Source organism: Streptomyces lavendulae subsp. lavendulae (genome assembly GCF_002803845.1).
Taxonomy (GTDB): Bacteria; Actinomycetota; Actinomycetes; order Streptomycetales; family Streptomycetaceae; genus Streptomyces; species Streptomyces lavendulae.
The window spans coordinates 1,431,931-1,454,744 of the sequence record NZ_CP024985.1 but is presented as its reverse complement, the minus strand read 5'-3'; the positions used below and the strand labels follow the sequence as shown (position 1 = coordinate 1,454,744).

21 protein-coding genes and 6 pseudogenes are annotated in these 22,814 nt (G+C 70.9%); 11 read left to right on the top strand and 16 right to left on the bottom strand.

The annotated features are described in order from the left end of the window. Positions 1–28 precede the first annotated feature (28 nt). From SLAV_RS06555 to SLAV_RS06535, 5 genes are all read left to right on the top strand, one after another. A complete protein-coding gene (locus tag SLAV_RS06555) occupies positions 29–961 on the top strand; it encodes an MBL fold metallo-hydrolase (protein ID WP_030224343.1) in 933 nt (310 codons plus the stop codon). A 140-nt stretch (positions 962–1,101) separates the two neighbouring features. Further along, on the top strand, positions 1,102–1,311 hold the full coding sequence (locus SLAV_RS06550) for a hypothetical protein (RefSeq protein ID WP_030224341.1): 210 nt from the start codon (positions 1,102–1,104) through the stop codon (positions 1,309–1,311). Beyond that, positions 1,298–2,689, top strand: coding sequence for an amidase (locus tag SLAV_RS06545; RefSeq protein ID WP_030224338.1), 1,392 nt, complete (start codon positions 1,298–1,300; stop codon positions 2,687–2,689). The genes SLAV_RS06550 and SLAV_RS06545 overlap by 14 nt, the downstream gene beginning before the upstream one ends. An 863-nt stretch (positions 2,690–3,552) precedes the next feature. Continuing rightward, positions 3,553–4,113: a hemerythrin domain-containing protein gene (locus tag SLAV_RS06540; RefSeq protein ID WP_030224336.1), complete on the top strand. Its 561-nt coding sequence runs from the start codon at positions 3,553–3,555 to the stop codon at positions 4,111–4,113. 191 nt (positions 4,114–4,304) lie between these two features. Then, the gene (locus SLAV_RS06535) at positions 4,305–4,823 is read left to right on the top strand and encodes a hypothetical protein (RefSeq protein ID WP_030224334.1); all 519 of its coding nucleotides are present in this window, start codon (positions 4,305–4,307) and stop codon (positions 4,821–4,823) included. 326 nt (positions 4,824–5,149) lie between these two features. Here SLAV_RS06535 and SLAV_RS06530 read toward each other — a convergent pair. The 4 genes and pseudogenes from SLAV_RS06530 to SLAV_RS41500 form a co-directional block, all read right to left on the bottom strand. After that, positions 5,150–6,105: pseudogene (locus SLAV_RS06530) on the bottom strand (TIGR03557 family F420-dependent LLM class oxidoreductase). 234 nt (positions 6,106–6,339) lie between these two features. Then, complete coding sequence (locus SLAV_RS06525; protein WP_030224331.1) at positions 6,340–6,534, bottom strand: hypothetical protein; 195 nt, start codon at positions 6,532–6,534, stop codon at positions 6,340–6,342. Between the two features lie 304 nt (positions 6,535–6,838). Further along, positions 6,839–8,005 carry a PP2C family protein-serine/threonine phosphatase gene (locus SLAV_RS06520; RefSeq protein ID WP_234333332.1) on the bottom strand — a complete coding sequence of 389 codons (1,167 nt, stop codon included), beginning with the start codon at positions 8,003–8,005 and terminating at the stop codon, positions 6,839–6,841. Between the two features lie 316 nt (positions 8,006–8,321). Continuing rightward, positions 8,322–8,543 (bottom strand): hypothetical protein, encoded by a 222-nt coding sequence (locus SLAV_RS41500; protein ID WP_030224322.1) that lies wholly within the window; start codon positions 8,541–8,543, stop codon positions 8,322–8,324. 151 nt (positions 8,544–8,694) lie between these two features. Here SLAV_RS41500 and SLAV_RS06515 point away from each other — a divergent pair. Continuing rightward, positions 8,695–9,384: pseudogene (locus SLAV_RS06515) on the top strand (carboxylate-amine ligase); the annotation flags it as partial. Here SLAV_RS06515 and SLAV_RS06510 read toward each other — a convergent pair. Both SLAV_RS06510 and SLAV_RS06505 read right to left on the bottom strand, forming a co-directional pair. Further along, on the bottom strand, positions 9,305–10,042 hold the full coding sequence (locus SLAV_RS06510) for a DUF72 domain-containing protein (protein ID WP_030224320.1): 738 nt from the start codon (positions 10,040–10,042) through the stop codon (positions 9,305–9,307). The pseudogene SLAV_RS06515 and the gene SLAV_RS06510 sit on opposite strands and share 80 nt — an antisense overlap. Before the next feature lie 45 nt (positions 10,043–10,087). After that, on the bottom strand, positions 10,088–11,272 hold the full coding sequence (locus tag SLAV_RS06505; RefSeq protein ID WP_030224318.1) for a zinc-dependent alcohol dehydrogenase: 1,185 nt from the start codon (positions 11,270–11,272) through the stop codon (positions 10,088–10,090). Positions 11,273–11,565: 293 nt separating this feature from the next. Between SLAV_RS06505 and ppk2 the strand changes: the two are divergent. Next, positions 11,566–12,426: pseudogene (gene ppk2, locus SLAV_RS06500) on the top strand (polyphosphate kinase 2); the annotation flags it as partial. Between the two features lie 132 nt (positions 12,427–12,558). Here the strand turns inward: ppk2 and SLAV_RS06495 are convergent. The 8 genes and pseudogenes from SLAV_RS06495 to SLAV_RS06455 all read right to left on the bottom strand — a co-directional run bounded on the left by SLAV_RS06495 (position 12,559) and on the right by SLAV_RS06455 (position 17,927). Next, positions 12,559–12,969, bottom strand: coding sequence for a CBS domain-containing protein (locus SLAV_RS06495; protein WP_030224315.1), 411 nt, complete (start codon positions 12,967–12,969; stop codon positions 12,559–12,561). 105 nt (positions 12,970–13,074) lie between these two features. Further along, positions 13,075–13,434, bottom strand: a complete 360-nt coding sequence (locus SLAV_RS06490) for a DJ-1/PfpI family protein (protein ID WP_078950057.1) — start codon at positions 13,432–13,434, stop codon at positions 13,075–13,077. A 5-nt stretch (positions 13,435–13,439) separates the two neighbouring features. After that, positions 13,440–14,201, bottom strand: coding sequence for a metallophosphoesterase family protein (locus SLAV_RS06485; RefSeq protein ID WP_037686063.1), 762 nt, complete (start codon positions 14,199–14,201; stop codon positions 13,440–13,442). Positions 14,202–14,446: 245 nt separating this feature from the next. Next, positions 14,447–15,151: a nucleotidyltransferase family protein gene (locus SLAV_RS06480; RefSeq protein WP_078950038.1), complete on the bottom strand. Its 705-nt coding sequence runs from the start codon at positions 15,149–15,151 to the stop codon at positions 14,447–14,449. Positions 15,152–15,178: 27 nt separating this feature from the next. Beyond that, positions 15,179–15,349, bottom strand: a complete 171-nt coding sequence (locus SLAV_RS06475) for a hypothetical protein (protein WP_391383074.1) — start codon at positions 15,347–15,349, stop codon at positions 15,179–15,181. 530 nt (positions 15,350–15,879) lie between these two features. Next, positions 15,880–16,368 (bottom strand): DUF3618 domain-containing protein, encoded by a 489-nt coding sequence (locus tag SLAV_RS06465; RefSeq protein ID WP_030224305.1) that lies wholly within the window; start codon positions 16,366–16,368, stop codon positions 15,880–15,882. Continuing rightward, positions 16,365–16,778, bottom strand: coding sequence for a phage holin family protein (locus SLAV_RS06460; RefSeq protein WP_030224303.1), 414 nt, complete (start codon positions 16,776–16,778; stop codon positions 16,365–16,367). Before SLAV_RS06460 ends, SLAV_RS06465 begins: the two co-directional genes overlap by 4 nt. Before the next feature lie 110 nt (positions 16,779–16,888). Next, positions 16,889–17,927, bottom strand: a pseudogene (locus tag SLAV_RS06455) (YihY/virulence factor BrkB family protein). Between the two features lie 429 nt (positions 17,928–18,356). On the opposite strand from SLAV_RS06455, the gene SLAV_RS06450 reads away from it, so the two are divergent. After that, positions 18,357–18,587, top strand: a complete 231-nt coding sequence (locus SLAV_RS06450; protein ID WP_030224298.1) for a DUF6479 family protein — start codon at positions 18,357–18,359, stop codon at positions 18,585–18,587. A gap of 209 nt (positions 18,588–18,796) precedes the next feature. On the opposite strand, the pseudogene SLAV_RS06445 reads toward SLAV_RS06450, so the two are convergent. Further along, positions 18,797–19,798: pseudogene (locus SLAV_RS06445) on the bottom strand (PHP domain-containing protein). Between the two features lie 141 nt (positions 19,799–19,939). Between SLAV_RS06445 and SLAV_RS06440 the strand changes: the two are divergent. Further along, positions 19,940–20,543 (top strand): annotated as a pseudogene (locus SLAV_RS06440) (cysteine hydrolase family protein). Positions 20,544–20,567: 24 nt separating this feature from the next. On the opposite strand, the gene SLAV_RS06435 reads toward SLAV_RS06440, so the two are convergent. Then, entirely contained in the window at positions 20,568–20,891 is a 324-nt protein-coding gene (locus SLAV_RS06435) for a hypothetical protein (RefSeq protein ID WP_030224296.1), read from the bottom strand. Positions 20,892–21,099: 208 nt separating this feature from the next. Here SLAV_RS06435 and SLAV_RS06430 point away from each other — a divergent pair, with 208 nt between their 5' ends. Both SLAV_RS06430 and SLAV_RS06425 read left to right on the top strand, forming a co-directional pair. After that, positions 21,100–21,714: a hypothetical protein gene (locus SLAV_RS06430; RefSeq protein WP_199922100.1), complete on the top strand. Its 615-nt coding sequence runs from the start codon at positions 21,100–21,102 to the stop codon at positions 21,712–21,714. After that, the gene (locus SLAV_RS06425) at positions 21,711–22,721 is read left to right on the top strand and encodes an NAD-dependent epimerase/dehydratase family protein (RefSeq protein WP_030224292.1); all 1,011 of its coding nucleotides are present in this window, start codon (positions 21,711–21,713) and stop codon (positions 22,719–22,721) included. Before SLAV_RS06430 ends, SLAV_RS06425 begins: the two co-directional genes overlap by 4 nt. The last annotated feature ends 93 nt before the right edge of the window (positions 22,722–22,814 follow it).

The following is a 22,814-nucleotide window of genomic DNA, read 5'->3' as shown; positions in this document are numbered from 1 at the left end:
ACTCACTTCCACCGAAAGGGACCCACCGATGAGCACCGCCGCCCCCCGTCAGTCCACTCCCTCCTCCGCCACGGGATGGAGCCTCGGCGACATCGCCATACGCCGCGTCGACGAGATCGAACTGCCGCGCGCGACCGGACCGTGGCTGCTGCCGGGCGCCACCAAGGAGGTACTGGACGAGGCGTCGTGGCTGCGCCCCGACTTCGCCGACGCCGAAGTCCCACGCCTGGCGAGCCACAGCTTCGCGGTCGAGGCCGGCGGGCTGCGCATCGTCGTGGACACCGGCATCGGCAACGGCAAGGCCCGAGCCAACCCGGCCTGGAACGGTCTCGACACCGACTTCCTGGCGCGGCTGGCGGCGGCCGGTTTCGCACCCGAGTCCGTGGACCTGGTCATCACCACGCACCTGCACACCGACCACGTCGGCTGGAACACCCGCCGTGCGGGCCACGACTGGATCTCCACCTTTCCCAACGCCCGCTACCTCACCAGCCGCACCGAATGGGACCACTGGGCCGCCACCGACCTGGACGAGGCACGCACCCAGATGTTCCGCGACTCCGTCCACCCGGTCCGCGACGCCGGGCAGTACGACCTCGTGAACGTCCCCGAGCAGAGCCACGAGGTGGCGCCGGGCGTCTTCCTGGTCCCGGCCCCGGGCCACACCCCGGGACAGGTCGCCGTGGAGCTGCGCGGCAGCGACCGCCGGGCGCTCATCACCGGCGACAGCATCCACCACCCCGTACAGCTGTCCCACCCCCACCTCCACAGCTGCGTCGACATCGACCCCGCCCAGGCGGTGCGCACCCGCACCCAGCTGCTCGACTCCCTGGCGGACACCGACGCGCTGCTGCTGGGCACGCACTTCCCACAGCCCACCGCAGGCACCGTCCGCCGTGCGAACGGCCGCTACCGGCTCCTCGCCGAGCCGGGCACCGAGATCCCGGCCGCCGCGGTCTGACCACACGGCCGGCGCCGCCCGGCGGCCCCGCAGGTCCCGCCGAACAGAGCGGTAGCACGAAGCGCCGCATCACCGAGCCGGATCACCGAGCCGCATCACCCAACCCGAACCTCCAGCCTCGACCAAGAGGGAGAACATCCATGCCCGCCACCGAACTCACACCACCGGAGGCAGCCCGCTGGGCCGCCCGCGCCGGACTCGTGCTGCCCGCCGAGCGCCACGCCGCGGTCGCCGCGGTCGCCAACCACATCCACGGCGTCGTCGTGGTCCTGCGCGAGCTGGACTTCGCGGACGTCCCGCCCGCCGCCGCCTACCGTGCGGGAGAGGAGAAGCACGATGGAGCCGTTTGAGCTGCCCCTCGCCGCCGCCGCGGACGCGATACGTGCCCGGAGAATGTCCCCCGTCGAACTGGTCGACTCCGTCCTCGACCGCATCGACAAGACGGAGCCGCACCTCGGCGCCTACGTCACGATCGTCGCGGAGCAGGCGCGCCGGGCGGCGGGCGAAGCCGAACACGAAGTGGCGCACGGCCGCTACCGCGGACCGCTCCACGGCATCCCGATGGGACTCAAGGACCTGATCGACGTCAGCGGTATGGCCACCACGGCCAGCTCCCGGGTCCGCGCCGGCCATCGCGCGACAGCGGACAGCACGGTGGCCGCGCGTCTGGACGCAGCCGGCGCGATCCTGCTCGGCAAGACCCACACCCACGAGTTCGCCTTCGGTCTGACCACCCCGCAGACCCGCAACGCCTGGAACCGGGACCGGGTCGCCGGTGGCTCCAGCGGCGGCTCCGCGGTCGCCGTCGCGTCGGGCGCCGCGACCTTCGCGCTGGGCACCGACACCGGCGGGTCGATCCGCGTCCCCGCCGCGCTCAACGGGGTCGTCGGCCTCAAGCCGACGTACGGTCTCGTCCCCCGGCACGGGATCACCTCCCTGTCCTGGTCGCTGGACCACGTCGGTCCGCTGACCCGCACCGTCGAGGACGCGGCCCTGGTCCTGACCGCGCTGACCGGACGCGATCCGCGCGACCCCGCCTCGCTGTCCGTACCCGCCTCGGACTACCGGCCCGCCGCCGGTACGGACCTGACGGGGCTGCGCATCGGCCTGCCGCGCACCTACTACTTCGACAACGTCGACCCGCATGTGGAGGCCGCCGTCCGCCGCGCCATCGGCCGGCTGGAAGCCCTGGGCGCGCGGCTCGTCGAGGTCGACATCCCGATGACCCGCTACATCCAGGCCACCCAGTGGGGCCTGATGGTTCCGGAAGCCGGCGCCTACCACGAAGGCAGCCTGCGCACGGTCCCCGAGCTGTACCAGGAGGACGTCCGCATCCTCCTGGAGGCGAGCGAGCTGATGAGCGCCGGTGACTACGTACGCGCGCAACGCTCCCGCACGCTCATGCGCGCCGAGTGGGCCCGGATGCTGGAGGAGGTCGACGTGATCGCCGCCCCGAGCGTGCCGATGCCCGCGGTCGGGGCCGACGAGGAGACGGTCACCTGGCCCGACGGCACGGTCGAGGGTGTCTCCGACGCCTACGTCCGCCTGTCCGCCCCCGCCAACATCACCGGCGTACCCGCCCTGACCGTTCCGGTCGGCCACGACCCGGCGGGCATGCCGATCGGCATGCAACTGCTCGGCCGGCCCCTCGGTGAGCCCACGCTCCTGCGGGTCGGCCACGCCTACGAGCAGACGCAGCCCACCCGCGCACTCGCCACAGTGGCCTGAGCGGCGCACAGGGCCGCCGGGAGGAAGGGTGCATTTCGCGTCCCGGCCTCAACCGAGGCCGGCGCCGAAACCCCGACGCGTCGTCTGATGGACCCTGACGAACCCGCAGCACCTCACCCCGCGGACGCCTCGGAACTGAAGGAGATCCGCACCGTCTGCCCTCACTTAGATGCCGCAGCCTGGGCGGGTTGATCCGTATCCAGGCGCAGGCGCGTGCCGACCGTCGGCCCGCCGCCGTGGATCCGCTCACAGCGAAGGTGGTCCTGGACGACTGCCGACGGTCGTTGCGTAGGCTGGCGTCGTCGTTGGGGTGGGGGAGCGAGCGAGCCGGCCGAGCCCCTCGGAACCTGCCTGACGGTGCGTCAGAAAAGTTGGCAATCGGTCGGCATCAGTCCTCAAAAACCTGGTGAAAGCTGACCGGACATGCGACTCGTTGTAAGGTAGGGGAAACCGCCCTTGACCTGCAAAAACGCAGGCAGGGAGCCTATGTCCAGGAGTACCTCGATGATGCGTACCATGTTCAAGTCCAACACCTGACATCTGGACATTCCCTCAGGTCAGCGTCCTTCTGTCAGGGTCCAGGTCAGCAGGTGGTCAGCATCGTTCCCGATCATGTCCCGCCGTTGCTGACTTCGGTGACGGCAGTGGGCGAATGTCGGTGGTCTCCCACCCTGCACCAGAGACTTGGCGCTTGCCCTGCTGGTCACAGCAGGGTCTTCTTGGCGGTGAACCATCCACCTTGTGCGAGTGGCTGCCTCCCCCGAGCGGGTGAGGCGCCTTCTGTGGCCGGGCATCCGCGCATCCTGCGGGGAAGTGATCGGGTCGGGCCGGACTGGCCCGACCCGAACACACATGGAGGCGACATGGGACACGGCGGAAATGTGATCGACGAGCTGATGGCCGACCACCGCGAGGTGGAGGGGATGTTCGCCCGGCTCCAGGCCATGACCGGCACGGGGCAGGAGCTCCGCGATCTCATCGACGAGATCACCATCGAACTGGTGCGCCACTCGGTCGCCGAAGAGCAGTACCTCTATCCGGCCGTGCGCGAGCACGTCGAGGGCGGCGGGCCGATGGCGGACAAGGAGATCGAGGACCACGGCCGCGTCGAGAAGATGCTCAAGCGGCTGGAGAAGATGAAGACCGACGACGCACAGATGAGCCCGCTCCTGCAGCAGCTCATGGAGGAGGTCGCCGCCCACGTCCAGGACGAGGAGAGCAACCTCTTCCCGATGCTGAAGAGGGCCTGCACCCCGCAGCAGCTGAACGATCTCGGTGACAAGATCCGCCGCGCCAAGGCCATGGCACCCACCCGCCCGCACCCCGCCGCACCGAGCAGCCCCACGGCCAGCAAACTCCTCGCACCGGGCGCCGGCCTGGTGGACCGGGCACGCGACTTCGTGACCGGCCGCGGCAAGTCCTGACGTCGGTCCGGGGCGGCGGGCCGCGGGAACGCGTACGCGCCCGCCGCCCTGGACGGACGGTGACGTGCGTCATGCCGCACGCCCGCCCTTGCAGCTACGCTGGTCGCCACCCAGCGGAGCGGTGCAGCTTCGCCCCCGCAGCTCGCGGACCCGGCCGGGCCCAGGCGAGCATGCTCCCCGAGGAAGCCGCCGTGTCCGCCGAACTCGCACCCTTCATAGCCGCCGGCACCCGCTGGCTACTGACCGCCTTCCCGTCCTCCCCGGGCGCGTTCAGCAAGGCCCTGGCCGAGGCCCAGGCCCGGCAGGCGGTCACCCTCGCCGCGGCCCTGCGGTATCCGACCGCGCTGGACGTCGAGCTTCTGCATCTCCTCGGACCGGGCGGAAGCGCGCGGCTGGACTGGCTGACCGGCGCCGATCGCACCGACGAAGCCGATGCCGACTGGCGGACATGGGTTGATGAAACCGTCGTCAGCTGGGCTGCCTGCCTCCTCGCCGCTCCCGCCCTCGCCCTTGACGCGAACCGGAGCCAGGCCGGCGAGACTACTCGGCTTACCCGCCCCGGCGACTACGAACACCAGGCCGCTCCCCTTCTGCGCCACCCCGACCTGCTCGAGCCGGTCGCTGCCCTCCACCGGTCGCAGCTGCTCGACCTGCTGGAAGGGGCAGGATGTGAGCGGGCGGGGGGAAGCTCGGAGGTGCCGTTGCAATGAGCAGGATCTGCGCCGGGGGTCCGTCCGTCCCTTGCGACGGCCCGCTTTCCCGAGGCTTCCCCCGGGCCCGGACTCGGCCCAGGCGCGACAGGAAGTGACGGTTTGAGCGGACGAGATAAAGTCCGCTGAAGCCCTTGCCCTATCTCTGCGGCTTCCCGCCTGCCCAGCCGGGTGAGGGCCGGTTCAGTGGCAGGACCCGCTCGGCGAAATGTCCCCGAAGGCGGCCCTGGCCGCTACTGGGGACCGAGCCGGTGACGGCGTGCCGCGAGTGTGTTTCTCGCTGTCGGGGCTGCCTGTTCGGGGTTACGGGAACGGAATGGTCGGTCTCATGCGCTGAGGGCGGGCAGGAGCTTGTCGCGGCAGGCGGTGAAGAAGGCGTCCTGGCCGGGGCCGATCTGGCCGATGTACACCTCGTCGAAGCCCGCGTCCAGGTAGGCGCGTACCGCAGTCACGTGTTCCTCGACGTCATCGCCGCACGGCACGTTGGCGGACACCTGCTCGCGGTGACGAGCTGGCTCGCCTGTTCGAAGTGGGCCGGGGTCGGAAGGATCTGGGCCAGCTCGCCGGGAAGCTGCTCGTTGGGCCACAGCCGGTGTACGGTGTCGACGGCCTTCTCCCTGTCCTCGTCCCAGCACACCTTGAGGCCGCCGATCACCGGCTTCCCTTCGCCGCCCGCGTCCCGGAAGCGGCCAATGGCCTCCTGGTCGGGGCCCATGGTGATGAAGCCGTCGCCGATGCGGCCGGCGAGCTCCGCCGCCTTTGGCCCGAAGCCGGAGACGTTAACGGGGAGCGGGGCGCGGGGCGCGGTGTACAGGCGGGCGTTGTCCACGGTGTAGTGCGTGCCGTAGTGGCTGACCTGGCGGCCGGTGAAGAGCTTCCTCATCACCTCGACGGCTTCCTCCAGCATGGCGGCGCGCTCGTCGAACGAAGGCCACCGGTCTCCGAGGATGTGTTCGTTCAGCGCTTCGCCGGTGCCCACGCCGAGTACGAACCGGCCGTTTAGCAGTTCGCTCGATGTGGCCGCGGCCTGGGCCGTGACGGCGGGGTGCAGGCGCATTGTGGGGCAGGTCACCAGGGTGGTCACCGGCAGGTCCACGGTCTGGGACAGGGCCCCGATCATCGACCAGACCAAGGGGCTGTTGCCCTGCTGATCGTTCCAGGGGTGGAAATGGTCGGAAATGGCCAGGTGGGTGAAACCGGCGTCGGAGGCTTTGCGCGCCTGGTCGAGGAGCTCGGCGGGGGTGAATTCCTCGCAGGACAGGAAGTACCCGAATGACGTCATGGCGTTCGTGCCTCCAAGAACGGTGATCAAAGGCCCCGGTCGGCGGGTGCGACGGGTTCCGGGAGCGCCGATTTTGCCCCTATCGCGGTCTTTTCGGTGTCAGGCCCGCGGGCTGGCCGGGGCAACTTCCACCGACCGGCCCGGACCTGCCGACGCCTCTCGCCAGGACCTCGAGCACGCGCGCCCGCTGTGACTCCTGGTCGCCCACATCACCGAAGCGGCCCGGCGGCGGCGTTACGGACAGGTGAGCAGGAAGCCGCTGGGGGGCGGACCGCCGCCGCCTTGGGGGACCAGGTTGTCGGGCACCCGGTGCCGGGCCACCGCCTCCAGAGCGGACAGTTCGGAGTCGGACCCCGGCTTCTCGCGGATCCCGGTGACGATGGCAGCGAGGGCCTTCTTCTGGTGAGCGCGGGCGCAGCGGACGCTCACTGATAAGGACCCCGGGTGGCGGGGCCGACGGCTGAGGGGCACCGCTGAACCCGACCGGAGCTTGCCTCGTACCGATGCAGCGGTAGATCGGAGTCGGGCTCGGTCCGGTGGCTACCTTGCCTGCTGGGCGGCGCCTGCCGGGCCCCCGGACCGGCAGCAGCCGGGCTCCGGCCCCGGTGATTCGGGCTTGCCTCGGGGCGGCTAAGCCCTTGGAGCCGAGGTGGGAGGCAGCGGGTAAGACGACGCCCTAGGTGTCGGGGAGGGCCAGGTCGGGTCTGCCCCTCCTGAGGGGACCGCGAGGCGGTCAGCGGGGCCGGGGGGAGGGGTGCCATTCCACAAGCAGGATCGTCGCGTCGTCGCGCAGGTGGTGCTGATGGTGGTCGAGGAGGTTCTGGACGAGGCGGCGTAGCGCTTCGGGGGCGTTGTCGCCGGAGGCGGTGGAGCGGATGACGGTGTCGGCGAGGCGTTCGTCGCCGAACAGGTCGCCCGTGGGGGAGCGCGCTTCGGTGATGCCGTCGCTGTACAGCAGGACGCGGTCTCCGGGTTGGAGTCGGGCGTATTCCTGTTCCGGGGGGTTGGAGCTGTGGAAGCCGTAGCCGAGGGGGAGGTGGGGCGGGCGTTCGAGGGCGTTCTGCACCACGTGGCCGTCGCGGATGAGGAGCGGTGGCGGGTGGCCGCAGTTGATCCAGGTGAAATCCCCTTGAGTGGTGTCGAGTTCGGCGATGACGGCGGTCATGAGCCGGTCCGGGATCCACTGGGCGAGCGTACGGTCGATGGCGGCGACGATGTCGCGGAGGTCGCCGCCCGAGCGGCGGGTGGAGCGGCACGCGGCCAGTGCGGCGCCGCTGGCACCTCCGGAGGCGAGGTCGTGCCCCATCGCGTCGACCAGCGTCAGGTGCAGGAGCCCGTCGATGAAGCTGTGGTCGAAGGCGTCGCCCCCGATGTCGTACGCCGGCTCCAGCACGGCGGAGGACGTGGCCAGCTCGGTGCCGATGGTCCGTGGCGGCAGGAACGCCCACAGCAGTTCGGCTTGAAGAGTCATCGGCCGCACCCGTTGTCCCTGGACGAGCGGGTCGTGGTGGCTGAATTTGGACACCACCAGGAGGGTGGCCAGGCTCGCCAGTGCCCGGCCGGCCTCCATGAGTCGTCCGGAGCCGGAGCCGGATACTGGGGTGAGCGCCTGCATGACGCCGATCCGCTCGATGCCGTCGACCATGGGGAACCAGGCCGTGTCCCCGGCGCGCGTCGACTGCACTTCCTGGGTGCGGTAGGCCAGACCGCCGAGCGAGCCGTCGACATCGAGCCCCTCGCGTTCCTCGGCTGTGAGGCCGGACTGGGGCAGGGGAAGCAGTCGCCGCTGCTGGAGGTCGACCAGGTACAGGCGGGTCCGTGGGATCCCGAGCCGACGGGCGGCCTCACCGATCACACCGGCCAGCTCCAGTGCGGACGCGCCGTGGGAACGCTCGAGCACCCACGCCAGAACGGGTCCCAAGCCCCCCGGCACCGCCTCTGCGGTCACGGCAGGCCTGCTTGCGCCAGTCCACGATCCACGGCGCACCTCGATCCTCACGGTCCGACCCCACCATCGTGGCCCTTCCCGGCCCCCGGGGCCAGGCCGCGGTGTCAGCCTGCCGTCGGCGCAGGTCCCGGGGTGTCGGCACGCGGGCCGCGCCGGTCTGGTTGCGGAGCCGTGGCGTGACCTGATTGCGCCACCGACCAGGAACCAAAGACGAGGACGGGAGAGCAGTCATGAAAGAGCGCGTCATCGATGGGCGGTGCGCGGAGGCTCAGCGCAAAGCGTCGGCGATGAGTCGGACCGCGAGGTCGGAAGCGGCCAGAGCAGTGGACGCGTCGTCGCCGTGCAGGGCCCGCCGGGCTGCGTCTACGGCTGCGCGGGCACGGTCGGACACGTCCGCGGGGAAGACGTTCGAGTTCAGCGATACCTCGGCTCGCCTGATGTTTTCCAGCGCCCTTTCGGCGGCCGAGGGGGTGCGGGTGCCGTCGTGCATGGGGTGCCTCCCGTCAACGGCTCACGAGGCTTCTGCCCCGGCTCGCCGTACTACGCACTCTCGCGCTTCTCCACACCCAGGGCCGGCCCTCACCTCATCCGGGCGTGTACGGTGCGTTACCGCTCGGACACCGGAACCCTTCGCCGAGCGCGGCGAGGTCCAGGACGAGCTGTTGCAGGCTCAGATCGAGGTGGCCACTCCCGTGTGCTGGAACCTTGAGCAGGTGGGAGGCCACCTGTTGCGGCTCCGTCATGCCCTGTCCTCGGCCGCTGAGGCGAACGGCTGCCGGATCGCGGCCACGGGTGCGGCGCCGCTGCGGGGGGCCCTGCCCGTACCGGTCACTCCTACGCGGCGTTACCGGAGGATGGAGGGGGAGGCCCGACAACTCGTCGATGAGCAGCTGATCTGCGGCATGCACGTACACGTCGGGGTCCCCGATCGGGAGATGGGGGTCGCCGTGCTGAACCGGATCCGGGGGTGGCTGCCCACGCTGTTGGCGATGTCCGTCAACTCGCCCCTGTGGGACGGGCGGGACACGGGGTTTGCGAGCTGGCGCACCATCGTCTTCCGCCGCTGGCCCCTCAGTGGTCCGCCGCCGTACTTCGACGGGCTCGCCGACTACGAGGCGCGCGCGGACGCGCTGGCCGTCCCGGGGATGCCGGTCATGGCGTGCCTCCTCGTACACGAGGCGCATGCCCAGACCGGCTCGTCGCATGCCGCGCCCACCGAGCCGGGTAGCTGCGGGGGCTCCCGGCCCTGGGTCAACCGCCCTCCGGGCGGGTTGTCAGGCGGCGGAACGTGCGGGCGTTCACGACGGCTGCTCCACCGGGGTCGTTGTTGAAGTAGGCGAAGACGTCCGCCCCGGCGGGCCAGGTGTCCGCGATACGGTCGGCCCACCCGTGCAGGGCCGACCGGCCGTAGCGGGGGGCGGGTTGCGCACGGCCCTCGTGGAAGCGCAGGTAGCCCCAGTCCGCTGTCCGCCACAAGGGCGTGACGGGCCGCGACCCGCGGTCGGCCCAGCACAGAGCCGCACCGCGGTCGGTGAGGACGCGGCGTACGTCATCCGTCCACCAGGACCGGTGGCGCGGTTCGACGGCGACGCGGGCGTCCGGCGGAAAACAGGCGAGGCAGGCTTCGAGCGCCGCAGGGTCGGCGCGGAGGGTGGGCGGCAGCTGGAGCAGAATGGGGCCGAGCCGGTCGCCCAGGGGAGCGGCGTGCTCCATGAGCCGCCGGATCGGCTCCGCCGGCTCGTGCAGGCGCTTGATGTGCGTCAGGAAGCGGCTCGCCTTGACCGCCATGACGAAGTCGGGCGGAGTGCGGGCGCGCCACTGGACGAACGTGTGGGGCGCGGGCAGTCGGTAGAACGCGTTGTTGACCTCCACGGTGGAGAAATGCCGTGCGTACTCCTCCAGCCACAGGCGTTGCGGAAGCTCGGGCGGGTACAGCAACCCCGACCAGTCGCGGTACTGCCATCCCGAAGTGCCGACGAAAACCGCCATGCGATGCTCCTGCCCGATCCTGCGGCGCCTGTCCTGTGACGGCCATCAGGGATGGAAGAGGACCTTGACCATGTTGTCCCGCTTCTTCTGGAAGTCCGCGTAGGCCTGTGGGGCGTCATCCAGGGGCAGGTGGTGGGTGGCGAAGCCTTCGACGCCGAGGGGGTCGCCGTCGGTCAGCAGCGGCAGCAGCTCGTCGACCCACCGGTGGACGTTGGCCTGCCCCATGCGCAGCTGGATCTGCTTGTCGAACATCGTGAGCAGCGGAAGCGGGTCGGCGGCACCGCCGTAGACGCCGGACAGGGAGATGGTGCCGCCGCGGCGCACGAGGTCGATGGCCGTCTTCAGGGCGGCCAGGCTGTCCACGCCGGCCTTCTTCATCAGTGCGGATGCCAGGGCGTCCGGGAGCAGGCCGGTCGCGGTCTGCGCCGCCCTGGCGCCGACACTGCCGTGGGCCTCCATGCCGACGGCATCGATCACGGAGTCCGGGCCGCGGCCGCCGGTCGCGTCGCGGACCGCGTCGACGAGCTGGTCCCCGTACGCGGACAGGTCGAAGACCTGTACATCGTGACCGGCGGCGCGGGCGAGGCGTTCGGGTACAAGGTCGATGCCGATCACCCGGCCGGCCCCGCGATGGGCCGCGACGCGGGTGCACATGTCGCCGATGGGCCCGAGGCCCAGGACCGCGACGCTGCCGCCGGGTGGGACGTCGGCGTAGACGACGGCCTGCCAAGCGGTGGGCAGGACGTCCGAGAGGTACACGAACCGTTCGTCCGGCGGTCCTTCGGGAATCCGGATCGGGAGGGTGTCGGCGAAGGGGACGCGCAGGTATTCGGCCTGCCCGCCCGGCACCTGCCCGTAGAGCTTGGTGTATCCGAAGAGGCTCGCACCGCTGCCGTGCTCGCGGACCTGGGTCGTCTCGCACTGCGAGTGCAGTCCCCGCTCGCACATGAAGCAGGTCCCGCAGGACACGTTGAACGGCACGACGACCCGGTCGCCCACCTTCAGGTCCCGCGCCTCGGGCCCCACTTCGGCGACCACGCCCATGGGCTCGTGGCCGAGGATGTCGCCCGCGTCCAGGAACGGCCCGAGCACCTCGTACAGATGCAGGTCCGATCCGCACAGGCCCGTCGTCGTCACCTTGATCACGGTATCCGTGGGTTCGACGATCTGCGGATCCGGAACGGTGGCCACCTCGATCTTGCGGCGGCCCTGCCAGGTCACGGCTCTCATCACGCTTCTCCCTTCCGGTCACGCGCGTGTGTGGGGCGCCCCGAGGGTCGGACATTCGAGCGCCTTCCCACCACCAGATCCGCCAAGCATTCCGGACCGGCTCATCGAGACGGAGGCCACTGCGGGTGATCGTGGCGAAGCCGGATAGCCGCCCCCGTAGGACGCCTCGCCCGATGGTGTGAGGAGGAGCGTGCGATGACAGCCAGGGGAGCGCTGGGCCGGTACCGCCGGCGACGTGACTTCTCCAAGACGGCCGAGCCTGAGGGCCGGCTCGAAGAGCGGTCCGAGGAGACGAGCGCACCAAGCGCGTCCTGCAGATCGAGCTCCTGAAGCTCAGCACTGGGTGAAGGAGACGGGAGCCCGGCTGGTGGTGATCTGCGAGGGGCGGGACGCCGCCGGGAAGGGCGGCACGATCCGGCGGTTCACCGAACGTCTCAACCCGCGTGGTGCCCGGATCGTCGCCCTGGACAAGCCGACCGAGCGGGAGGCCGGCCAGTGGTACTTCCAGCGGTACATCGCCCACCTGCCGACCGCCGGCGAGATCGTCTTCTTCGACCGCTCCTGGTACAGCCGTGCCGGAGTCGAGCGCGTGATGGGCTTCTGCTCACCGGAGGAGAACGAACTGTTCCTGCGCAGTGCCCCGCATTCGAGGCCATGCTGGTGGCGGACGGGATCCTCCTGGTGAAGTTCTGGCTCTCCGTGTCCCGGGCCGAGCAGCGCACCAGGTTCGCGATCCGTCGGGTCGACCCGGTGCGGCAGTGGAAGCTCTCGCCCACGGATATCGCTTCCCTCGGGCTGTGGGACGCGTACACGGCCGCCAAGGTCGACATGTTCCGGGCCACCGACACCGAGCACGCCCCGTGGACCGTCGTCAAGACCAACGACAAGCGGCGGGCTCGCCTGGAGGCGCTCCGCAGCCTGCCGTGGCGCATCGACTACGACCGAAAGGACACGGCCGCCGTCGGGCAGCCCGACCCTCTGTCGTCGGGGCCGCGGATACCCTCCTGGAAGCAGGCGAGGAACCCACCGACCTCTCTCCCCACACGCTTGCCGGCCCCGCCCTGGGCCCGAGCCTGCACCCTCACGGCCATCACGAGGCGCGGCCGTCATCGCCCCGCGCGGATCCGCCCGGTGGCACGCAGCGCCCTCGGTGAGGGCGTTGCGTACGGCTGCCGTGCGTAGGCTCGCCCAGGCTCTGGGAGCCGGCGCTCGCAGTCTGCGGCGGCGGCCCGCTCCTGAACGGCCAACAGGCCCCTCGTGATGAGGGTGGGCGGGCTTCCCCACGGTCACGTATCGGGATCTGCCGCCGAGACGGCCGCGAGAGCGGATCCCGGTTCCTGCTCGATGGCGAGGTCGCCGAGAGTGACGACTCCGACGAGTTCGCCGTCCTCGGACTGCACCGGCAGGCGCCGCAGTGCGTACCGGCGCATCAGGGCGACGGCGTCGTCGACTCCGTCGTCGGGCCGGACGGTGACCGGCTCGGCACGGTGTGGACGGTGGTGTCGGACGGGTCCTTGTGCTCGGCGATGGCGCGGATGACGATGCTCGGTCAGGATGCCGCGGAGCCGGCCCCCGTCGACGACCAGGACATCTCCGATTCCGGCGTCGCGCATCACCCGTGCCGCTTCGGCCAGGGACGCCGTCTTCTCAACGGTCACCGGGCTCCCGGTCATCACCTCGTGGACGCGTCGGGTCATGGTTCCTCCCGCTGCTGAAGCGGCTCCTGACAGGCGGCTACCCGCCTCCGTGGGCACTAAGCACCGCACGAGCTCCGCCGCGGTGCCGGCCTGCGGCCGAGGGCTTCAGGCCGTGGGTGTCAGGAGCTCGCCGCCGAGGTGCGGGCTGTCGGCGAGTTCCCGCAGCTTGGCGTCTTCGATGAAGCTCCGCACGAAACCGACCGCCCGCTCGTTCCTGCGCAGGGCGTCGGGGTTGGCGACTCCGCCGGGCCGGACGAGCGCGTCGAAGGCATCGGAGGTGTCACCGGCGAGGACCTGGTCGACTGGGCAGGTGCCCGCCCTGTCGAGAGGGTTGAACGCCTGGACCCGGCCGAGCTCGGTCGAGACCAGCTGCGGGATCCAGCTCATCTCCTCGACGGCTTTCCAGGGTGCGGTGAGTTCGATCTCCTCCACGCCCTCGGGAGCGGCCAGGAATGCCACACGCACGATGCTCACTTCCTGTGTTCGTCCGGGCGTTCATCATTGGAACTGGAACGGCCGAGGTGGTAGACGGCGAAGGCCCGGTCGATGACCGGCATCGCCACGTTGCGCACCCGCACCCCGCCGGCCGTCATCCCGTGCTCCGTGCCCATGTGCGCATGACCGTGGACCGCGAGGTCCGCGCCTTCCCGGTCCATCGCCTCCGCGAGCAGATAGCTCCCGAGGAACGGATAGATCTCCAGTGGCTCACCCGCGAGGGTGTCCGGCACGGGCGAAAAGTGCGTGAGGGCGATCAGGGCGGTACTTCCGGCTTCCCGGAGCTCCCCGAGGGCGCGACCGAGGTCGTCCGCGCACCGGCGCGTGTAGCGCACGAAGGACTTCATCTCGGGCTCGCCGAACTCGCTGGCGCAGCGTCCGGCGAAGCCGCCGCCGAACCCCTTGGTCCCCGCGACGCCGACCCGCGCGCCGCCCACGTCCAGCAGTACGCCGTTCCCCTCCAGCACGTGCACCCCGGCGCGGACCAGTTCCCGGGTGACGGCCGCCTCCTGGTCGCTCTGGTAGTCGTGGTTCCCGAGCACGGCGACCACCGGCACGGGCAGACCCGCCACTTCCCCGGCGACCACCTGCGCCTCTGCCGGAGTGCCGTGCCGGGTCAGGTCACCCGCCAGGAGCAGGAGATCGGCGCAATCGCCCAGCGTCTCGAAGGCGGGGCGCAAGGTGCCCTCGTCGCCCGGGGAAAGATGGATGTCCCCCACGGCCGCCACGCGGATCACAACAGCTCCTCGGTGGTCGGGCGGGTTGTGGCAGCTCACCGTGAGGTCCGCGTGCCAGGGAACACCGGCGAGCTCCTCCTCGGCGATCCGCAGGACCGCCGCGCGGCAATCCGGGCTGGTGACACTGCCCCAGACGTGCGCGGCGGGGCCGCGGGTCTCCACGCGTACGCCCAGCTCGGCGATGTCCTCGCGGGCCAGCCGGTCCCGCAGGTGCTGGATGCGGTACTCGATGTGCCCTTCCGCTTTCACGGTTTGTCCTCCCGCTCCCGCGGCTCGACGACGCGGAGCCGTTCCAGAAGGTAGAGGAACGCGTCGGACAGCGGCGAGTCCCGGTGGTCCAGGTACATCCGGTCCCAGTCGATCTGTTCCCGCAGCATCCGGGCCATGGGCAGCAGATCGCCGAAGTCGCAGTAGTGCTCGCACAGCGCGGCAAGCCGGCTGTCCATCAGGTCGGTGGGTGCCAGAACCGGCATCCAGACCGAATCCACCGCCCTGATCTGTGCACGGTCGAGGAGTTCCGTATTCACCGGCCGCCGGGCGAGCTCGAAGATCAAGTCGATCTCCTCCCCGTCGGAATGGCCCTTGACCAGCCAGTCCTCGGGTGCCCGGCGCATGCTGATGCCGCCGTTCTCCAGTGCCTCGATCACCGCTTCGGCGTCCTCGCGACGGACGCAGAAGTCCGTGTCGTGCTGAAAACTGGCCGGCAGGCCGTGTGCGAACGCCGCCACGCTCCCCGCGAGCGCGAATCGTTTTCCGGAGGCCTTCAGCAGCCCCGCGACGCGCTTCGTGGTTTCCAGGATGGCCTGCGTGTGGTCGTGCGGCAGGGTCTCGGGGTCCGCAGTATCGGGGGTGGCGGCGGGCAGGGCCGCTCCATCACCTCCGTACGCCTTGGTGACCACCTCCGGCACCTCCTCCTCCGCCCCGACGATCACGAGTGCGTCGGTGCACACAGGGGCCGGTACCCACGAAGTGCCCGCTCATGCCATCCTCCTCGCCGGGGGAATCCGCAGCGACGCGGCACCGGCCCGCGAGCCGCCGGCGACGAGCGCGTCGGTGACGGCCCGCTCGGTCCGCTCCGGCGGGAGCTGGTGGACGCCGAAACCGAGGACGGGCACCTGGAGGCCGTTGTTCGGCGCGACGTGCGGCACGGGTCTTCCGTTCTCCGTCGGGAAGTCCGCACTCACAGCTTGCCCAGGGCGGGCAGCAGCTTCGTGGCGGACCACTCCAGGAAGGGTTCCTGCCGGTCTCCGCGGATCTGACTCAAGGCGACCTCGGTGAGCAGCTCCTGCTTCGGCTCGGTGGCGATGAACAGGTTTCCGAAGCGGCCCGCGATCTCGCACGCGGCAGGCTCCCGGCCTCAGCGCTCGGACCGCTGCCGGCGGGCAGCTGAATCCCCGCGGGAGCGCGATCAGTGGGAGTCGAGCTCGGAGTCGTCGAGTACACCCGCTCCGGGCAGACGGTGCCGGGCGGCTATCAGCGCGCTGCGTAACCGTCCGCCGTCCCCGTCACCACGCAGAGGGCATGCTCGACGTCCCGGATCTCCCTGCGCACGGGCGAGGCCGAGTGCGGTAGGTCGCGTCCGGCCGGGGACGGACCGATGCGCTGGACGCGGGCAGCACGCTGCCGCTCACGGCGCCGAGGGTCAGCCCGAACGGCTTGTAGGCGGTCTTGGCCGTGTTCATGGGCGGCGTCCTCGGCTGCGGCGCACCAACAGGAGGACGGCCACGGCGGCTCCGAGCACGAGCAGTGGAGTGCGGTTGACGCGCGCGACCGTCGCTGCTCGTTCCGCCTTCTCGCGGAGCGGATCAGGGGTCTTGTCCGCCGCGTACTGGCCCGCCTTGGCCGCGCTCTCCCGTACGTGCGCGGCGGCCTGCGCGGTCTTCTCGAGAACGGGGTCGGGGGTCTTGTCCCTCACCAACTGGGTGGCCTGCCCGGCCTTCTCGTGGATCTGGCCGGAGACCAGAGCCGCTTTCGCCGCGGCCTGGCCCTTGATGGCAGCCGTCTTCTCCTTCGCCTGGGCCTTGACGTCGGCCTTCGCGGCGAGGGCCTCGACCGTCTGACCGAGCTCGTCACGGGTGCGCTCGATCTGCTCGCGCAGTTCCGCGGAGCCGCTAGCGGCGGGGGCGGGCGTGGGGGTGCCGATGTTGGTTCGGGCGTCGTCGTTCATCGGTGTGCCTTCTCCTTGATCTCGGCCAGGTCGGCCCTGGCGCTTTCGATGGTTTGCTCGGGAGCCGGCGCGCCGGCCTTCGTGACCTGCTTCTTCCCGGCCAGTGCGGCCACTGCCGCCACGATCCCCAGAACCGCGGAGATGACGAGGGCCGACGCCCACACCGGGAGGACCAGCGCGAGCGCGGCGATACAGGTCGCGGTCAGGGCCTGGAGTGCCAGGATGCCGAGCAGTCCCGCCGTGCCGAAGAGGCCGCCGCCCTTCCCGTAACGCTTGCCCTTGTCGGTCATCTCCGCCCGGGCCAGCCGCATCTCCTCGCGGACCAGTTCGGAGATCTGCTGCGAGGCGCGCGAGACCAGGACGCCGACCGAGTCGTGGGCGGCGTGGGGTTCCTGTTCTGCCGTGCTCATGGTGGGGACACCTCGTCTTCCTCGTCGGGGTTCCTGCCGTCCTCGCGACGCGACTACCCCGCAACCGCCCCGTCATCCGCTCGGGCGCCCAGCGCCGTACGGACTGTGGGTCACTGCTCCATGCGGCGATGGTCACCGTCGCTCCAGGCCCGGGTGTCGCGGGGCTCCACATAGGGCTCCTCGTCCGCGGGCAGCCCTCCGGCGATCGCGCGCTGGCGACTCAGTTCGGCGTCGAATTCCAGGCCGAGAAGGATCGCCAGGTTGGTGATCCACAGCCACACCAGGAAGATGATCACGCCGGCAAGGGTGCCGTAGGTCTTGTTGTAGGAGGCGAAGTTGGCGACGTAGAGCGCGAAAACGGCCGAGGAGGCCACCCAGATGGCCAGCGCCAGGAAGCTTCCCGGCGTCACCCACTTGAATCCTCGGCCCTTCGCGTTCGGAGCGGCCCAGTAGAGGATCGCGATCATGATGGTGATGAGGAGCACCAGGACCGGCCACTTCGCGACCGACCACACGGTCAGGGCCGTGTCTCCGATCCCCAGGGCCGTTACCGCCTGCCGGGCCAGGGAGCCGGAGAAGACGACGATGAGCGCACTGGCGCAGGCCAGGACCATCAGCGTGACCGTGAGGGCCAGGCGCAGCGGAAGGATCTTCCACACCGGGCGGCCCTCGGGCAGGTCGTAGACGGCGTTCGCACTGCGGATGAACGCCGTGATGTACCCGGATGCCGACCACAGGGCGAGGACCAGCCCGACGATCGTCAGCAGCGATCCGATCCCGGAGCGTCCCTGGAGCTGCTGCACGGCGTCGCTGACGACGTCCCGCACCGAGCCGGGAGCGAGTTTTTTGCAGGTTGTCCAGGACCCTCTTCGTCGCGGACTGCCCCGCGACGCCCAACAAGGACACCAGCACCAGGAGGGCGGGGAAGAGAGCCAGGACCCCGTAGTAGGTGAGCGCCGCGGCCCGGTCGGCGAGCTCGTCGTCCTTGAACTCCTTCACGGTGCCGTGCAGCACCGCCTTCCACGACCGCTTCGACAGCCCGGTCAGCTGGTCGGGGGCCCGCTCCTCCACCCGCGGGTCCGGACCCGCCGTGCTCTCGCGGCGGCCGCCTCCTCGCCCGGATGGTCTTCGTCGGGGCCCGGCTTCGATGTACGTGTCATACCTGGCGCCCTTCCACCTTGGCGCCACTCATGGCAGCGTGGGGGTCTCGGCGGCTGCAGGCTCTGCGCCGTCAGGACGCTGTCCAGCTCGGCGTGGTCGGCGATCGGCCGCCCCGCGAGGGTGAGGAGGAAGCCGGTGCCGAAGGCGACGGTGAGCCCGGTCTCGCGGACGAACCGCTTGAATCCGCTCCCCGTGGCATCAGCCGCACGGCTGAACGGCGTGGGCCGGGCCACCGCCCACGACGGCCGGACAGTGAACTCAAGCCCCTACAGGGCGGCCGGACAAGGTTCTTCGTACGCCGGCTCCTCACGGGTCACGGGGGCCGGCACCCCACTCCTCTGCGTCTAGCGGGGGCCTTTGCCCACCCTGCCCGATGAGGTTCTGTGAGCGAGGCGGAATTCGGGGTAGGCAGCCTTCATGACCAACTCGCTTCCCCTTGCGGCCGATGGGTCGTCGTCCCTCTTCCTGATCGTCGCCGGAGTGGTGGTGGTCGTCCTGCTGATCGGCGCCTTCTGGTACGGCAGCCGGCGTGCCGCACGCCGCGCGGATCCAGGCGCCCGCCCCGTCGACCAGAACCCGCAGGCAGCCATGCGCCAGGACTCCTGGCAGACGCCCGAAGAAGGCCCCGAGCAGCACCGCAGGCCCTGACCGTCCTCCACGTTCTCGTCGCTTCCGCCCCGAGCCGGGCCATGCCGCACGCTCGATCCGCTTCCGCTGCTCACGTGTTCGACCATCAGATCTGCTGCCCCTGCTGACCGACGGAGACCCACCACCCGCAGGCCTACGCGGACTTCCAGAAGAAGGGGGACAGCAGGGTCAAGGCCCTCTTCCACCCCTGACGCCCTGACGCCGGCCGGTCAGGAACCGCTGCTTCGGCTGCTCAGCAGGCGCCGGAGCGGCCAGGTCGTGATCAGCCGGTCCGCTCCCAGGCCGATTCGGGCCGCGCGCGCGTAGCCCGTGCTCTGCCAGTGCAGTTGTTCGGGGGCGTGGGCGTCGGTATCGACGGCGAAACGGCAGCCCGCGGCGGCGGCCTGGGCGAGCAGGTCGTCCGGGGGGTCGCGCCGCTCGGGGCGGCAGTTGATCTCCACCGCAGTGCCGGCCCGCGCGCACGCGGCGACCACGGCTTCGGCTCGAAGCGGGACTGCGGGCGCCCGCGGCCGGTGATGATCCGTCCCGTGCAGTGGCCCAGGACGTCGACGTGCGGGTTGCTCACTGCGGCCAGCAGGCGGGCGGTCATCGGTTCGGGTTCCGAGCGGAGCTTGGAATGTACGGATGCCACGACGATGTCGAGCCGGCCGAGCGGATCCTCGTCCTGGTCGAGCGAGCCGGCATCGAGAATGTCGCTCTCGATGCCGGTGAGCAGCCGAAAATCCGGGCCCATGCCGGAGTTCACGGCGGCCACGGCCTCCAGTTGGCTTTCGAGCCGCTCGGGGCTCAGGCCGTGGGCGATCGTCAGCCTCGGCGAGTGATCGGTCAGAACGGCCCACCGGTGGCCCAGGGCGCGGGCCGCACCGGCCATGTCCTTGAGCGGGCTGCCGCCGTCCGACCAGTCGGAGTGCAAGTGGCAGTCCCCGGTGCTCGCGGCCGCGAGGTCCCAGCCGGCGCGGGCGTCCGGGTCGGCTTCGGCCTGGAGGCGGGCGAGGTAGCTCGGTACCGCTCCTGCCGATGCCTGGGCGATCACCTCGGCGGTGGACCGGCCCCACCCCCCGCAGCCCTTCGGCCCGTGCGGCTTCCACCGGGCCCAGTGGAAGGTCGCGGACGGCGTCGGCCGCGGTGTGGAAGGCCCGCACACGGTACGGCGATGCTCCGCGCCATTCGAGGAGGAAGGCGATCCGGCGCAGAGCTTCGCCCGGGGTCATGGCAGGAGGGTTCCACCGGTGGCGTTGACGATCGCGCCGGTGATGCGGGCGGCCTGGTCGGAGTGGGAAGCCATCGAGGTCTCCTTCCGGCTCGGTCGGGCGACGGGTTGACCGGCTCGGTCGGGCGACGGGTGGATTGGCATGCGGCGGCGTGGGCAGGGGCCCGGGGTGACGCAAGGCGGCGAGGGTGGGACGGCACTCATCGTGATCGACATGCTGAACACCTACGAGCACGAGGACGCCGAGGTGCTGGTGCGGTCCGTCCGCGACATCCTTCCGGGCGTCGGGGTACTCCTCGAACGGGCGCGGGACGCCCGTGCGCCGGTCGTCTACGTGAGCGACAACTTCGGCCCGCTGGCGCTCCCACCACGGCGAAATCCTCGAAGCCGCCCTCGCAGGCCGGTACTCCGAACTGGTCGAGCCGATCGCGCCGGACGAGGACGCCCTCTTCGTCGTCAAGGCACGGCACTCCGTCTTCTTCGAAACGCCACTGGCCTACCTACTGGGCCAGCTCGGCGTCCGGCGGGTCGTGCTGTGCGGGCGCGTGACCGAGCAGTGCGTGCTCTACTCGGCACTGGACGCGCACATCCGGCACATCGACGTCGTGGTGGCTCTCGACGCGGTCGCTCATATCGATGCCGCCCTCGCCGAGGCGGCCCTGCGGATGATGGAACGCAACATGGCGGCCGAACTCAGCCCGAGCGCCGACATCACCTTCGAGCACACCCCTTCGGACAGAGGGTGACTCCGGCCGTACCCGTGCTGGTGGTCAGTGTCCTAGGGCCCGCTTGAGCTCGGCCTTGTCCATCTTCGAGCGCCCCTCGATGTTGCGCTGCTTCGCCTCGTTGTACAGCTGTTCCTTCGTAGGGCCCTGCGAGCCGCTGTGGGACCGCTGTCCTCCCCGCTTCGAGGAAGACATGTCGTGCGTGGAGGACCGGCTGGCGGTCTTCGACTCGCCGGCACGCGCGCGTTCCTTGTTGACCGTGCGGGCCGCGATCTCCTTCGCCCGCTCCGTGCTCTCACCGCGCTGCTCGGCGCTCTCCTTGATGTGCTCGTACTGCCGTTCACGCTTGGGACTCGAACCGCGAGGCATGGCTGCTCCTCCTCGTTCCGCGTAACGGTCCCGTGGCGGATCCACCGGACCCGCACGGCGCCTGCCCGCACGCGTGCGGCTCACACCATGAACGCCGCGAAAACGACGACGAGAGCGTCGTCGTAACCGGTGGACGCCCCGTGTGCCGGGCCCTTGAACGGGCAGGCGCGGGGTGGACCGACGGACCGGCCGAGGAAGGAGCAGGGCAATGCGACGAAGCGCCATGGAACACCGCCGATCGGAGACCTCCGGGAAACGGGTCGCGCCGGACCCCCACCGCCTGCTGGGCATCTACCTCAATGACCACCTCGCCGGTGCGGGGGCGGGCATCGCCCTCGTCAAGCGGGCGGCGCGCGCCCACCGCGACACCGATGCCGGGCGGCGCCTGGCCGCCCTCGCCGAGGAAGTCGTAGAGGACCGCGACAGCCTGCGCGAGATCATGATGGCTCTGGACATCCCCGCGAAGGACCTCCGCATGCTCCTGGGCATGGCCGTGGCGCAGGCGGGGCGGCTGAAGCCCAACGGCAGGCTGCTCTCCCGCTCGCCTCTGAGCGACGTAATCGAACTGGAGGCGATCAGGCTCGGCGTCGAGGGCAAGAAGGAACTCTGGCGGGCCCTGCACACACTGGCCCGCTCGGACCCCTCACTGGACACGAAGGCCGTCGGCCAGCTGCTCGCACGCGCCGAACGCCAGGCCGACACCCTGGAGGAGCTGCGGCTGGCGGCCGTGGGACGGGCCATGCGCGGCGCACCCCGGGCGGCTGCTGCGGCCCCTGCGCGCCGCCGCGCCCTGTGGACGCCGAAAGCGGGGTGGGCGTCATGAAGGTCGTGGTGACGGGAGCGACCGGCAACGCGGGCACCAGCGTCATCCACGCGCTAGCCGCGGATCCGAAGGTGTCCGACGTGACCGGTGTGGCCCGCCGCCTGCCCGGCCACCGGGTGGACGGGATGCGCTGGGAGGCGGCCGACGTCGCTCCCGGCGGCAGCGACCTGGACCGGCTCTTCCGCGGCGCGGACGCCGTGGTGCACCTGGCCTGGAAGTTCCAGCCCACCCACGATCCCTTGGAGACCTGGCAGACGAACGTCCTCGGCTCGGTGCGCGTTTTCGAGGCCTGTGCACGGAGCGGGGTGCCCGCGCTGGTGCACGCCTCATCGGTCGGGGCCTACTCTCCCGGCCCCAAGGACGGCCGTCCGGTGGACGAGTCCTGGCCCACGCACGGGTGGCCGGCGGCCGCGTACACCCGGGAGAAGGCGTACCTGGAGCGGTACCTGGACGGCTTCGAGCGGGCCAACCCGCAGATGCGGGTGGTGCGGATGCGGCCGGGTTTCCTGTTCAAGCGGGCCTCCGCCTCCGAGCAGCGGCGGATCTTCGCCGGCCCGCTGCTGCCCTGGTGGCTGGTGCGGCCCGGGCTATTGCCCGTCGTGCCCGGGATCCGCGGGCTGCGCTTCCAGGCCCTGCACACCGACGACGCCGCCGAGGCGTACCGGTGCGCCGTCCTGCGGCCGGTGCGCGGGCCGTTCAACCTCGTCGCCGACCCGGTCCTCGACAGCGCATCCCTTGCCCGCATGCGGCACGCCCGTACGATCCCGCTTCCCGCCGGAGCGGCCCGGGCCGCGCTCGCCGCCGCCTGGCGACTCCACCTCGTACCGGCCGCGCCCGGTCTCCTGGACGCGGTGCTCCGGCTGCCGCTGCTCGACGCCGGCCGGGCGCGCGAGGAACTGGGCTGGACCCCATCCCGTACCTCCACCGAGGCATTCGAGGAGTTCCTGGTGGGACTCGGCGATGGCGCCGGGCTCGACACGGCACCCCTGGCCGCCGCCCGGCACTGACCGGGACCTGGCCCCCCGCCGTCCGACTGAGGCGGGCTACGCGACGGTCCGCGCGGCCGGCATCCGGCACCCGGCACGAGCATGCCGGTACGA

What these genes read in the sequence shown, in the direction of transcription:
- SLAV_RS06435 (WP_030224296.1), bottom strand. Translation starts at nt 20,891, where the DNA reads ATGCCTCGCGGTTCGAGTCCCAAGCGTGAACGGCAGTACGAGCACATC.
- SLAV_RS06545 (WP_030224338.1), top strand. Translation starts at nt 1,298, where the DNA reads ATGGAGCCGTTTGAGCTGCCCCTCGCCGCCGCCGCGGACGCGATACGT.
- SLAV_RS06510 (WP_030224320.1), bottom strand. Translation starts at nt 10,042, where the DNA reads ATGGCGGTTTTCGTCGGCACTTCGGGATGGCAGTACCGCGACTGGTCG.
- SLAV_RS06465 (WP_030224305.1), bottom strand. Translation starts at nt 16,368, where the DNA reads ATGAACGACGACGCCCGAACCAACATCGGCACCCCCACGCCCGCCCCC.
- SLAV_RS06550 (WP_030224341.1), top strand. Translation starts at nt 1,102, where the DNA reads ATGCCCGCCACCGAACTCACACCACCGGAGGCAGCCCGCTGGGCCGCC.
- SLAV_RS06555 (WP_030224343.1), top strand. Translation starts at nt 29, where the DNA reads ATGAGCACCGCCGCCCCCCGTCAGTCCACTCCCTCCTCCGCCACGGGA.
- SLAV_RS06450 (WP_030224298.1), top strand. Translation starts at nt 18,357, where the DNA reads ATGACCAACTCGCTTCCCCTTGCGGCCGATGGGTCGTCGTCCCTCTTC.
- SLAV_RS06430 (WP_199922100.1), top strand. Translation starts at nt 21,100, where the DNA reads ATGCGACGAAGCGCCATGGAACACCGCCGATCGGAGACCTCCGGGAAA.
- SLAV_RS06540 (WP_030224336.1), top strand. Translation starts at nt 3,553, where the DNA reads ATGGGACACGGCGGAAATGTGATCGACGAGCTGATGGCCGACCACCGC.
- SLAV_RS06505 (WP_030224318.1), bottom strand. Translation starts at nt 11,272, where the DNA reads ATGAGAGCCGTGACCTGGCAGGGCCGCCGCAAGATCGAGGTGGCCACC.
- SLAV_RS06460 (WP_030224303.1), bottom strand. Translation starts at nt 16,778, where the DNA reads ATGAGCACGGCAGAACAGGAACCCCACGCCGCCCACGACTCGGTCGGC.
- SLAV_RS41500 (WP_030224322.1), bottom strand. Translation starts at nt 8,543, where the DNA reads ATGCACGACGGCACCCGCACCCCCTCGGCCGCCGAAAGGGCGCTGGAA.
- SLAV_RS06495 (WP_030224315.1), bottom strand. Translation starts at nt 12,969, where the DNA reads ATGACCCGACGCGTCCACGAGGTGATGACCGGGAGCCCGGTGACCGTT.
- SLAV_RS06425 (WP_030224292.1), top strand. Translation starts at nt 21,711, where the DNA reads ATGAAGGTCGTGGTGACGGGAGCGACCGGCAACGCGGGCACCAGCGTC.